The sequence below is a fragment of the Phaeovibrio sulfidiphilus genome (assembly GCF_014861485.1).
Classification (GTDB): Bacteria; Pseudomonadota; Alphaproteobacteria; order Rhodospirillales; family Rhodospirillaceae; genus Phaeovibrio; species Phaeovibrio sulfidiphilus.
Genome location: NZ_JACZHT010000006.1, coordinates 136,545 through 148,453, shown reverse-complemented (window position 1 = coordinate 148,453; position 11,909 = coordinate 136,545). Strand labels below are relative to the sequence as shown.

At 66.7% G+C, this 11,909-nt stretch carries 10 protein-coding genes; all 10 read left to right on the top strand.

Annotation, left to right across the window (positions count from 1 at the left end; genetic code table 11):
* Positions 1-3 precede the first annotated feature (3 nt).
* The 10 genes from ntrX (at position 4) to parC (ending at position 11,749) form a co-directional block, all read left to right on the top strand.
* Positions 4-1,401, top strand: a complete 1,398-nt coding sequence (ntrX, locus tag IHV25_RS08655; protein ID WP_192534716.1) for a nitrogen assimilation response regulator NtrX — start codon at positions 4-6, stop codon at positions 1,399-1,401.
* Positions 1,398-2,777 carry a Trk system potassium transporter TrkA gene (trkA, locus tag IHV25_RS08650; RefSeq protein WP_192534715.1) on the top strand — a complete coding sequence of 460 codons (1,380 nt, stop codon included), beginning with the start codon at positions 1,398-1,400 and terminating at the stop codon, positions 2,775-2,777. The genes ntrX and trkA overlap by 4 nt, the downstream gene beginning before the upstream one ends.
* Before the next feature lie 22 nt (positions 2,778-2,799).
* Entirely contained in the window at positions 2,800-3,678 is an 879-nt protein-coding gene (locus IHV25_RS08645; protein WP_338048616.1) for a D-amino-acid transaminase, read from the top strand.
* A gap of 1 nt (position 3,679) precedes the next feature.
* On the top strand, positions 3,680-4,348 hold the full coding sequence (locus IHV25_RS08640) for an HAD family hydrolase (protein ID WP_192534714.1): 669 nt from the start codon (positions 3,680-3,682) through the stop codon (positions 4,346-4,348).
* A gap of 146 nt (positions 4,349-4,494) precedes the next feature.
* The gene (gene hfq, locus IHV25_RS08635) at positions 4,495-4,752 is read left to right on the top strand and encodes an RNA chaperone Hfq (protein ID WP_192534713.1); all 258 of its coding nucleotides are present in this window, start codon (positions 4,495-4,497) and stop codon (positions 4,750-4,752) included.
* A gap of 6 nt (positions 4,753-4,758) precedes the next feature.
* The gene (hflX, locus tag IHV25_RS08630; RefSeq protein ID WP_338048615.1) at positions 4,759-6,066 is read left to right on the top strand and encodes a GTPase HflX; all 1,308 of its coding nucleotides are present in this window, start codon (positions 4,759-4,761) and stop codon (positions 6,064-6,066) included.
* A 221-nt stretch (positions 6,067-6,287) separates the two neighbouring features.
* On the top strand, positions 6,288-6,770 hold the full coding sequence (locus IHV25_RS08625) for a rhodanese-like domain-containing protein (RefSeq protein WP_192534712.1): 483 nt from the start codon (positions 6,288-6,290) through the stop codon (positions 6,768-6,770).
* A 253-nt stretch (positions 6,771-7,023) separates the two neighbouring features.
* A complete protein-coding gene (gene hisG / locus IHV25_RS08620) occupies positions 7,024-7,707 on the top strand; it encodes an ATP phosphoribosyltransferase (RefSeq protein WP_192534711.1) in 684 nt (227 codons plus the stop codon).
* Positions 7,691-8,995, top strand: a complete 1,305-nt coding sequence (gene hisD, locus IHV25_RS08615; protein WP_192534710.1) for a histidinol dehydrogenase — start codon at positions 7,691-7,693, stop codon at positions 8,993-8,995. The genes hisG and hisD overlap by 17 nt, the downstream gene beginning before the upstream one ends.
* Positions 8,996-9,514: 519 nt before the next feature.
* Positions 9,515-11,749 (top strand): DNA topoisomerase IV subunit A, encoded by a 2,235-nt coding sequence (gene parC, locus IHV25_RS08610; protein ID WP_192534709.1) that lies wholly within the window; start codon positions 9,515-9,517, stop codon positions 11,747-11,749.
* Positions 11,750-11,909 lie beyond the last annotated feature (160 nt).

Sequence of the window (11,909 nt, the reverse complement as noted above, 5' to 3'; positions counted from 1 at the left end):
GCCATGGCCCACGATATTCTGATCGTAGACGACGAGGAAGACATCCGCATGATGCTGGCCGGCCTTCTGGAAGATGAAGGCTACCAGACGCGCGAGGCCCATGATTCCGACAGCTGTTTCCAGGCCGTGACCGAGCGCATGCCCTCGGTCGTGGTTCTGGACATCTGGATGCAGGGATCGCGGCTGGACGGGCTCGAGGTTCTCGAGGCGCTGCACCGGGACTACCCCTTCCTGCCCGTGGTGATGATTTCCGGACACGGGACCATCGAGACCGCCGTACGCGCCATCCAGCACGGGGCCTATGACTTTATCGAGAAACCCTTCAAGGCGGACCGGCTTTTGCTGATCGTCCAAAGGGCGATCGAGAACGCCCGCCTCAAGCGCGAGAACGCCGAGCTGCGGCTCAGGGCCGGGCGGGAAACCCGGCTGGTGGGGGACTCCCCGGCCATCCAGCAGATCCTGCAGATGGTGGACAAGGTCGCCCCCACGGGCTCGCGTGTTCTGGTGTCAGGCGGTCCGGGCACGGGCAAGGAGATCGTGGCCCGCCTGGTGCACGAGCGCTCGCCCAGGGCGGTGGCGCCGTTCGTGGTGGTGAGCTGCGCCACCATGCATCCGGACCGCATGGAGCACGAGCTTCTGGGGGTCGAGGGCGGTGAGGGTTCCGGCGAGGCCCGCAAGATCGGACTTTTCGAGATGGCGGACGGCGGCACGCTCTTCCTGGACGAGGTCGCGGACATGCCCCTCGAGACCCAGGGCAAGATCGTTCGCGTTCTCCAGGACCAGGCCTTCGAGCGGGTGGGGGGCTCGACCCTGATCCGGGTGGACGTCCGCGTGGTGGCCGCCACCAGCCGGGTCCTGACCACCGAAATCGCCGAGGGCCGCTTCCGTGAGGATCTTTACTACCGCCTGAACGTGGTTCCGATCCGCGTGCCTCCGTTGCGGGAGCGCCGGGAGGATGTGGGCCCCCTGGTCCGCCACTTCATGGAGACCGCGGCCCGGTCTTCGGGGCTTATCCCGCGCGAGATCGGCGAGGATGCTCTTGCCGCGCTCCAGGCCTATGACTGGCCGGGGAACGTGCGCCAGCTCCGCAACGTGGTTGACTGGCTTCTGATCATGGCCCCGGGTGGACCCCAGGACGTGATCCGTACCGACATGCTGCCGGGCGAGATCGTGGGGCTTGCCCCGGACTCCCTGCGGCTTGACCGCTCCGGCGAGATCATGACCCTGCCCCTGCGGGAGGCGAGGGAAATGTTCGAGCGCGACTACCTGATTGCTCAGGTGACCCGCTTCGGCGGGAACGTTTCCAAAACTGCGGAGTTCGTCGGAATGGAGCGTTCGGCCCTTCACCGCAAGCTGAAGAGCCTCGGCGTTCTGTCCGTGCCGGAAAGATTGATTCGATGAAAGTGATAATTTGTGGTGCCGGTCAGGTCGGTGTCTCCATTGCGCGTTACCTTGCAACGGAGGACAACGAGGTGACCATCGTGGACCACCGCCCCGAGCCTATCCGGGCCGTGGTGGACACCCTGGACGTCCAGGCGGTGGTGGGGCATGCCTCCCTGCCGGGTGTGCTGGAACAGGCGGGGGCCGCCGATGCGGAGATTGTGATCGCCGCGACCCGGTCAGACGAGACCAACATGGTCGCCTGCCAGATCGCGCACGCCCTGTTCAACGTGCCGACCAAGATCGCCCGCATCCGGAACCAGGACTATCTGGCCCCGCACTGGGCGGACCTGTTCTCCCGCGAGAACATGCCCATTGACGTGACCATCAGCCCGGAAATCGAGGTGGCCGAGGCCATCGCCCGGCGCCTCAAGGTGCCCGGGGCCCTTGACGTGATCGAGCTGGCGGACGGTCTGGTGCGCCTGGTGGGCGTGCGCCTGACCGAGAGCACGCCGGTGGTCTTCACGCCGCTGCGCCAGCTGACCCAGCTGTTCCCGGACCTGTCCATCATTGTGGTTGCCATCGTGCGCAACGGCCGCGCCATGGTCCCGAGCGCGGACGACCAGATGCTGCCCGGGGACGAGGCGTACTTTGTTCTCGCCTCCTCTCACACCCGCCGGGCCCTGGCCCTGTTCGGTCACGAGGAACCCCAGGCGCGCCGCCTTCTCATTCTGGGCGCGGGCAACGTGGGGATGTTCCTCACCAAGTCCCTTGCCCGGGACTTTCCCCGTCTCAGCTGGAAGATGGTCGAGGTCAGCCCCGAGCGGGCGAAGATGGTCGCCCGGGAGCTTCACAACGCCTCGCCGCTGCTGGTGGGCGACGTTCTCGATCCCGACATCCTCCGGGAAGCGGGGGTGGAGCAGGCGGAAACCGTCATCGCCGTCACCAATGACGACGAGACCAACGTGCTCAGTTCCCTGCTGGCCAAGCACTGCGGCGCGACCCGGGCCATCACCCTTCTGAACAAGAGCACCTACAACGCCCTTGTGGGCTCCCTGAATGTGGACGTGGTGGTGAACCCCCGCTCCATCACGGTGTCCCGGATCCTCCAGCACGTGCGGCGCGGGCGGGTCCACTCGGTTCACCCCATCTACGACGGCTTCGGGGAGTTGATCGAGGCGGACGCCCTCGAAACATCGCCTCTTGTGGGAAAACCCCTTCGTGACATAAATCTTCCCGCGGGCGTCATCCTGGGCGCCCTTGTGCGCGAGGGCGAGACCATCACACCGTGCGGCACAACCGTGATTCAGCCGGGCGACCGGATCATCCTCTTTGCCAGTGCGGCGTCCATCCGCAAGGTGGAGAGGTTCTTCTCGGTCGGCGTGGATTTTTTCTAGTTCTTTCCGGAGTCATCTCAGCATGCTGCCGCGTCTTGCCTACGTTAACGGTCGCTACGTTCCGTATCGGAACGCCATGGTCCACTGCGAGGACCGGGGCTACCAGTTCGCCGATGCCGTTTACGAGGTTCTGGGGCTTTACCGGGGCTACCCTGTGGACCTCGAGGGCCACTGGGCGCGCCTGTTCCGCTCCTTGCGGGCCATCGGGATCGAGGCGCCCTTTTCCGCCGCGACCCTGAGCTTCATCGCGCGCGAGGTGGTGCGGCGCAACCGGATCTCCACCGGCACGCTTTACATCCAGGTGTCCCGCGGCGTGGCCCCGCGCAACCACCCCTTCCCCGATCCCGACACCCCGCCGGGGATCGTGATCGTGGCCCGTCCCGGGCTCGGGCCGACCGCCGATGTTGCCGCACGCGGTGTGTCCCTGCTGACCCAGCCGGACCTGCGCTGGAAGCGCTGCGACATCAAGAGCACCGGTCTCCTGGCCAACGTGCTGGCCAAGCAGGCCGCCCGGGAGCAGGGCGCCTACGAGGCCCTGCTGGTGGACAGCGAGGGCATGGTGACCGAGTGCAGTTCCTCGAACGTCTGGATCGTTGACGAGGCCGGAGCCTTCATCACCCGCCCCCTTGGCGACGCGATCCTTCCCGGGGTGACCCGGCAGGTGCTGGCCGGCCTGATCCGCGAGAACGGCCAGACCGTGGTGGAGCGGCCCTTCTCGCTCACGGAGGCGCTGGCGGCCCGGGAGGTCTTTGTGTCCTCCACCGGATCCTTCGCCCTTCCGGTGGTGAGCATCGACGGGCGCCCCGTGGGTGACGGAAAACCCGGTCCGATGGTGGCGGACCTGAGAGCCCGCTACGTTCGCCGTCTGGAGTCGCTCGACGGCGACCGCTGGGGGGTGTGACATGGTGATTGGCGAGGCGCTGCGGCCACCGAGGGGCGTCATTTTCGACTGGGACAACACCCTGGTTGATTCCTGGTCCACCATTCACAAGGCCATCAACGCCACCTTTCTGGCCATGGGCAAGCCCCTGTGGACCCTGGAGCAGACCCAGGAGCAGGTGGCCCTGTCCATGCGCGACACCTTCCCGGCCATGTTCGGCGACCGCTGGGAGGAGGCGCGGGAAGTGTTCTATTCCTCGTTCCGCTCGATCCATCTGGAGAACCTGCGGGAGATGCCCGGCGCCGGCGGTCTTCTCGAGAGCCTGTCGGCCTCGGGCGTGCGCCTGATGATCGTGTCCAACAAGTCCGGCCCGGACCTGCGCAAGGAGGCCGGGCATATCGGCTGGGCCCCCCGGTTTGACGCCATTATCGGCGCCGGTGACGCGGAGGCGGACAAGCCCGCACTCGCCCCCGGTGTACTGGCTCTGGAGGCGGCGGGGCTCGAGCCCGGCCCGGATATCTGGTTTGTCGGCGACGCGGCGGTGGACATGCAACTGGGCCGCGGCCTGGGGACCGGGTGTGTCCTGCTGCGGCCCTCGTCCTTCCAGCCGGACGCCTTCGCGCACGCCATGCCGGACGCCGTATTCCGGGACTGCCGGGCCCTGGAGCTTTTCTGGCGCGATCTCACCTGATTTTTTCCTGAAAACCGCTCGTTTTCCCGGAGACGTCTGTTTTCAAATCGCTCGAACGGTGGTACCAAGAGGGACTCAGAGGCGAGCCGCTCCGGGCCGTCTTTTCCCCCGCGGGACAAAAACGAGAACGTGAAAGGGCGCTCATTATGAACGCAGACAAAAATCAGAACGTGCAGGACGTTTTTCTTAACCATATTCGGAAAAACAAGGCACCGGTTACAATATTTCTCGTCAACGGTGTAAAGCTTCAGGGAATCGTCACCTGGTTTGACAACTTTTCGTTGCCTCTCCGCCGGGACGGCCACAGCCAGCTTGTCTACAAGCATGCCATCTCCACCATCATGCCGTCGGTGCCGGTGCAGCTGTTCGAGGGCAACGGCCAACCCCCGGAAAAGGCGCAGTAAGGTCCAGTGAGCCAATCCTTCGAGTACGAGGGCGTTCCGCAAACCCGGGCCCTGGTGATCCATCCGGCGCTGAAGCGCGCGCCGACCGGAAGCCGGGAGCCGGGGGACCGCCTCGAGGAGGCCACGGGACTCGCCCTGGCCATCAACCTGACCATCGTTTCCGCCGAAATCATCCCCGTTACAAAAGTGGTTCCCGCGACGTACATCTCGGGCGGCGCCGTGGCGCGGCTGACCGAGATCGTGGGCGAGGAGCGGATCGATCTTGTGGTGGTGGACACGCGGCTCTCGCCGATCCAGCAGCGCAACCTGGAGCGGGCCTTCCACTGCAAGGTCATTGACCGCACGGGCCTGATCCTGGAAATCTTCGGCGAGCGGGCCCGCACCGCCGAAGGCAAGCTTCAGGTCGAGCTGGCGCACCTGACCTACCAGCGCTCGCGGCTTGTGCGGTCCTGGACCCACCTGGAGCGCCAGAGGGGCGGTACCGCCTTTGTGGGCGGCCCGGGTGAAACCCAGATCGAGCTTGACCGGCGCATGATCGACGACCGGATTGTTCTTCTGAAGCGCCAGCTTGAGGAGGTGCGCCGCACCCGCGGCCTTCACCGCGCGGCTCGGGCCCGGGTTCCCTATCCCGTTGTGGCCCTGGTGGGCTACACGAACGCCGGCAAGTCTTCCCTGTTCAACCGGATGACCGCGGGCGGTGTGCTCGCAAAGGACATGCTGTTCGCCACGCTGGATCCCACCATGCGGGCCCTGGACCTGCCGGGCGGGCGGAAGGTTATCCTTTCGGACACGGTCGGTTTTGTCTCGGACCTGCCCCACGAGCTTGTGGCTGCCTTCCGGGCGACCCTCGAGGAGGTGCAGGGCGCGGACCTTCTGGTCCATGTGCGCGACATTGCCCGTCACGACACCGATGCGCAGAAGGCCGACGTCGAGGGGGTTCTTGCCTCCATGGAGGGCGGTCAGGCCCTTCTCGAGAAAGGCATGATCGAGGCCCTGAACAAGACCGACCTTCTGGAGCCGGAGGCTCTCGAGCAGGTGCGCGAGGGGGCGTCGGTGCGTCCGGATGTGGTTGTGGTCTCGGCCCTGACCGGGGACGGGGTCCGGGAACTGATGGACCGCATCGAGGAGCGTCTGGCCCGGGACCGTCTGGAGATGGTTCTGGAGATCCCCAACGAGGACGGGGGCACCCTGGCCTGGCTCTACCGGAAGGGTGACATTCTCGAGCGCCACGACGGCGATCACGTCGTGCGTGTGCGCGTTCGTCTTGACCCGGCGGATGCGGGCCGGATAAACGCAAAGTACCCGCCTCTCTGATCCCGGGATGCCCCGGGCCTGCGGTGGCGGGCAGGGCCTGTCCGCCCGTGTTCGGAACGGCGGCTGCCGGGCCCAGCCGGGCGCCGTGCCCGAACGGCGGCAATGGCCCTCATTCCGGCGGGCGGTACGCCCGTGATGCGACGGGGCGGGGATTGGGGCGGGACCGTCTGTGGTCCGCCCCGGCGTCCGTCCGGATGTTTGTGTATTCAGGAGACACGTCAATGGATTCCCTTACCCAGTTCTTTAACAACTACAGCTTTTCCTGGTCCCAGGCACTCATTGTGGGGGCCGTCATTGTTGGCGTTCTGCTGATCCGCGCCCTTCCCAAGGCCATGGCTGCGGGGGTTCCCTTCATCTCGGCCGAGTCCATCGCAAAGCGCCTTGCGAACGGGGAGGAGATCGTCATCATCGACGTGAACTCGCCCGCCAGCTTCGCCCAGGGGCACATCCCGGGCGCCATCAATATTCCCCTGGACCAGGTTCCGGGACGGCTGGGCAGCCTTCCGGCAGAGGAATTCGATGCCCTGTCCGACACCCAGGTGGTGCTGACCTGCGACTCCGGCTCCCGGGGCATGGCGGCGGCCCGGTTCTTCAAGGGCAAGGGCTTCCTGCGCACCTGCACCGTTGCGGGCGGGAACCGCATCTGGAGAAAAGCCGGCCTCCCCTGGGAGGGAACGGACACCGGGACGCAGGCGCAGGGCTGAGGCTCCGGCACCGTCGCCCGGCTCCGGCCTGCGGGCGCTCGTGGGGCCCCGGTCTCCGGGTGCCCTGCCGCCCGGGCTTTTCCGGGGAATACCCGCTTCCGCTTTGTTCGGAAACGCACTAGATTGACCGGAGTTTCCGGACGGGCCGGGGTTTTCGCCTCCCGCATCCGGGCTCAAGGACACTCGCTCCCGCTTTCCGGCGTCCGGCAGGACCGTACCGGGCGGGGTGACATCAGGAAGGGACAGACAGTCCATGGTTTCCAGTTCCGCACCCACAGCGGACAAGCTGATACTTGCCCTGCCCAAGGGCCGGATCCTCGAGGAGGCAATGCCTCTTGTGAACCGGGTCGGGATTGTCCCCGAACCCGCGTTCGATGATCCCCATTCCCGGCAGTTGCGCTTTGCCACGAACAATCCCGGCGTGGATGTGATCCGCGTGCGCTCCTTCGACGTGGCCACGTTCGTGGCCTTCGGGGCGGCCCATCTGGGCATTGCGGGCAACGACGTGTTGATGGAATTCGGCTACTCCGAGCTTCTGGCGCCCCTGGATCTGGGGATCGGGGCCTGTCGCCTGTCGGTGGCGGAACCCGCAGCCCTTCGGGCCGAGGAGGATCCGGCGTCCTGGTCTCACATCCGCGTGGCGACCAAGTACCCCGAGATCACCCGCCGACATTTTGCCGCCCGTGGGGTCCAGGCGGAGTGCATCAAGCTGAACGGGGCAATGGAGCTGGCTCCGGCTCTCGGGCTGTGCCGGCGCATCGTGGACCTGGTGTCCTCCGGCTCGACCCTCAAGGCCAACGGGCTTGTGGAGGTCGAGACCATTGCTCCGATCACCTCGCGCCTTGTGGCCAACCGCACGGCGATGAAGGTGCGCGCCCGCGAGATGAACGCGTGGATCGAGAAGTTTCAGGAGGTCTGCAATGGTTCTTCGGCTTGACACCCGCTCCGGTGATTTCGAGGCTGCCTTCCGTGAGTTTCTGGGCGGAAAGCGCGAGGCCTCCGCCGACGTGGGCGAGACCGTCTCCGCCATCCTCGAGGACGTGCGCAGCCGCGGTGACGAGGCGGTTATCGAGTACACACGGCGCTTCGACCGTCTTGAGCTGACGCCGGACACCCTGCGCGTCTCCGCAGCCGAGATCGACGAGGCCGTCTCGAAAATCGACCGCGACCTGTACGATGCCCTCGCTGTGGCTGCCGACCGGATCGGAGCCTTCCACGGCCGCCAGCTTCCCGAGGGGTTCTGCTACACGGACAACGCCGGGGTGCGCCTGGGCCAGCGCTGGACCCCGGTGTCCGCTGCCGGGCTCTATGTGCCGGGGGGTACTGCGTCCTATCCCTCGTCGGTCCTGATGAATGCCATTCCCGCCCGTGTGGCCGGGGTCGGCCGCGTGGTCATGGTGGTTCCGTCGCCGGACGGGGTCATCAATCCGCTGGTTCTCCTGGCGGCGCGCATGGCCGGCGTGGACGAGGTCTACCGCATTGGCGGGGCCCAGGCCGTCGGCGCGCTCGCCTACGGCACGCAGACCATCGCACCGGTGGACAAGATTGTCGGCCCCGGAAATGCCTGGGTCGCGGCGGCCAAGCGCCAGGTCTTCGGCACGGTGGGCATCGACATGATTGCCGGTCCCTCGGAAATCCTGATCGTGGCGGACCGCCTGAACAATCCGGACTGGATCGCCATTGACCTTCTGTCCCAGGCCGAGCATGACGAGGCGGCCCAGTCCATCCTGATCACCGATGATGCGGCCTTTGCCGCCGAGGTGGAAAAGGCTCTGGAGGCCCGTCTCGGACTTCTGACCCGTGGTGACATGGCCCGGCGTTCCTGGGAGCGTCATGGGGCGATCATCCTGGTGGAGGATCTGCTGCGGGACGCGCCGTCTCTGGTGGACCGGGTTGCCCCGGAGCATCTGGAGCTTGCGGTTGCCGAGCCGGATGCCCTGCTTGAGCGGGTTCACCACGCCGGTGCCATTTTCCTGGGCCGCTACACGCCCGAGGCCATCGGCGACTACATCGCCGGTCCGAACCACGTGCTGCCCACGTCGCGCACTGCCCGGTTCTCCTCCGGGCTCGGGGTGCTGGACTTCATGAAGCGGACCACCATTGTCGGCTGCTCGGCCGATGCCCTGAAGTGCATTGCCGCTCCGGCGGCGCGTCTTGCCCACGCCGAGGGGCTCCAGGCCCACGGCCTGTCCATCGAGACCCGTCTGGACGACAGCGCGCGCTGAACCTCCCGGGCACGCCTCGCACCCGGTTTTGGGCTGTCGGCGCGCCCGATTTTGTGCGGCGTCTGTTTTCGGGTGGCCCGGGAAGGCTGTCCGGCCCCGGATGCGGGTATGGTCGGCGTCACAGGCTGTTGGGGAGCTCCCTGCTGGTTGGGCGCTCGCCTGTGGAGCCGCTGCGCCGCAGTGCTGTCTGCTGGCCCCCCCGCACACGCCACGCCGTCAGCGGGCTGCGGACCGCGGGGAGCCATCGGCGGGAGCCCGGTTCCGGGTCGTGCGGGGCCCCACGGCGGTGATAATCCGCCGCCGGCATAGACTACATTGGGTACCTCCCGGCCCTGATGGGCCGCTTGGGACTTGCCGGGTGCCCGGGGGCTGAAACGGTTTTGACCGTTCCGTCCTGGGGCCGGGTCGCGGGCACCAGGCCGGGGCCCTGCTTGGGTCCATTCGGGACAACGCACCGCATCACTGTGGCTTTCGCGCCGGACTCGTGCCGGCTGTCTGAGATTTTGGGAAGGTAGGAACATGGCTAAAAACGCGGTTCAGGTTCGGACGGACGAGGTGCGGGATGTCACGCTGGGCAGCGCCCTGTCCGAACGCTATCTGGCCTATGCCCTGTCCACCATTGTCTCGCGCTCCCTTCCCGACGTGCGCGATGGCCTGAAGCCGGTCCACCGGCGCCTTTTGTGGGCCATGCGCCTTCTGAAGCTGGACCCGGGGGCGGGCTTCAAGAAGTGTGCCCGTGTTGTGGGTGACGTGATCGGCAAGTATCACCCCCACGGCGACACGGCGGTCTACGATGCCATGGTTCGTCTGGCCCAGGAGTTCTCGGTCCGCTATCCCCTTGTGGAGGGGCAGGGCAACTTCGGCAACATCGACGGCGACAACGCGGCCGCCATGCGTTACACCGAGGCCCGCCTGACCGAGGTCGCCCGCCTTCTGATGGACGGCCTGGACGAGGACGCGGTGGATTTCCGTGCCACCTATGACGGCGAGGAGGAGGAGCCCGTCGTCATGCCCGGGGCCTTCCCCAACCTTCTGGCCAACGGCTCCACGGGCATTGCGGTGGGTATGGCCACCAACATTCCCTCCCACAACGTGGCCGAGGTCTGCGATGCGGCCTTGCATCTGCTGGCCCATCCGGACGCGGACACCGACGCCCTGATGGCCTTCGTCCAGGGGCCGGACTTCCCCACCGGCGGCCTTCTTGCGGAGGATCCGGAAACCATCCGCGAGGTCTACCGCAAGGGCCGGGGCTCCATGCGTGTGCGGGCCCGCTGGCAGAAGGAAAACCTCTCCCACGGCCTCTACCAGATTGTGATCACTGAAATTCCCTACCAGGTGCAGAAGACCCGCCTGGTGGAGCGGATCGCCGAGATCATCAACACCCGGCGCCTTCCGATCCTTGCCGACGTGCGCGACGAGTCCACCGACGAGATCCGCCTTGTGCTGGAGCCCCGCTCCCGCTCGGTGGATGCGGAAACCCTGATGGAGCAGATCTACAAGCTCTCGGATCTTGAGGTGCGCTTCAATCTGAACATGAACCTGCTGGACGGGGACGGGGTGCCCAAGGTGCTCTCCCTGAAGGAGGTTCTGGCCGCCTACCTGTCCCACCGCATGGTGGTTCTGGAGCGCCGCTCCCGCCACCGGCTGGAGAAGATTGCCCGGCGGCTCGAGATCCTCGCGGGCCAGATGATCGTCTACCTCAACCTGGATGAGGTCATCCGCATCATCCGGGAGGAGGACGAGGCCAAGGCCGTGCTGATTTCCACCTTCGACCTGACGGATGTCCAGGCCGAGGCCATCTTGAACACCCGCCTGCGCTCGCTGCGCAAGCTCGAGGAGATGGAGCTCCGGCGCGAGGAGGCGGAACTGCAGAAGGAGCAGGGCCACCTCCAGTCGCTTCTGGCCGACGAGAAACTTCGCAACAAGGAACTCGCCCGGGAAATCCGCGAGGTGCGCAAGGTGTTCGGCCCCGAGACCCCCATGGGCCGGCGCCGCACCGAGCTGGTTGCCGCGCCCTCGGCGGTGGTGGTCCCCATCGAGGCCCTGATCGAGCGCGAGCCCATCACGGTCTATCTCTCGAAAATGGGCTGGCTGCGGGCGGTCAAGGGCCATCAGGATCCCAGGGAGGACGTGAAGGTCAAGGAGGGGGACGAGCCCCTGTACGCCCTGCAGGCCCAGACCACGGACAAGCTGATTGTCATGGACAGCGGCGGGCGCTTCTACACCATCGCGGCCGACAAGGTGTCCCGGGGACGGGGCTTCGGCGAGCCGATCCGCCTGAGCGTCGATATTCCCGCCGATGCGGACATCGTGGCCTTCATGGTTCACGAGCCGGCCCGGCGGCTTCTGGTGGCCGGGACGTCGGGCCGCGGCTTTGTGGTCGAGGAGAAGGACGTGCTCGCCCAGACCCGGAACGGCCGCCAGGTGCTGGCCGTCGGCGACGGGGAGCGCGCAATTGTGGCCCGGGGCGTGGACGGTGACCATGTGGCCTGTGCGGGCACGAACCGGAAAGTCCTGGTCTTCCCCGTGACCCAGGTTCCGGTCATGTCCCGGGGCAAGGGGGTCTTCCTGATGCGCTTCAAGGACGGCACCCTGACCGACGTGACCACGTTCACCCTGGAAAAGGGCCTGAGCTGGCCGTCCGGTGGACGGACCCGCACGGAAACGGACCTGTCCCCCTGGCGGGGAGACCGGGCCGGCCGGGGCCGGATGGCGCCCCAGGGCTTCCCGCGGAGCAACCGCTTCGACGGCTGAGCCGCCGTCGGGCCGGGCCCGGGATCGGACCGTCACCCGTTTTTGGGACGGTGCCCTGTCCGGCCTCGGGGGCTCCGGCTGTGATCCTTAATCGTGGCCTGTTCGCCCCCGCCGCACCGGAGCCGCGAGGTGGGGGTGGCCTTGGTCTGAACGGGGGTGC

Coding starts and splice junctions, on each gene's coding strand:
- ntrX (WP_192534716.1), top strand. CDS start 4: ATGGCCCACGATATTCTGATCGTAGACGACGAGGAAGACATCCGCATG.
- trkA (WP_192534715.1), top strand. CDS start 1,398: ATGAAAGTGATAATTTGTGGTGCCGGTCAGGTCGGTGTCTCCATTGCG.
- IHV25_RS08645 (WP_338048616.1), top strand. CDS start 2,800: ATGCTGCCGCGTCTTGCCTACGTTAACGGTCGCTACGTTCCGTATCGG.
- IHV25_RS08640 (WP_192534714.1), top strand. CDS start 3,680: ATGGTGATTGGCGAGGCGCTGCGGCCACCGAGGGGCGTCATTTTCGAC.
- hfq (WP_192534713.1), top strand. CDS start 4,495: ATGAACGCAGACAAAAATCAGAACGTGCAGGACGTTTTTCTTAACCAT.
- IHV25_RS08625 (WP_192534712.1), top strand. CDS start 6,288: ATGGATTCCCTTACCCAGTTCTTTAACAACTACAGCTTTTCCTGGTCC.
- hisG (WP_192534711.1), top strand. CDS start 7,024: ATGGTTTCCAGTTCCGCACCCACAGCGGACAAGCTGATACTTGCCCTG.
- hisD (WP_192534710.1), top strand. CDS start 7,691: ATGGTTCTTCGGCTTGACACCCGCTCCGGTGATTTCGAGGCTGCCTTC.
- parC (WP_192534709.1), top strand. CDS start 9,515: ATGGCTAAAAACGCGGTTCAGGTTCGGACGGACGAGGTGCGGGATGTC.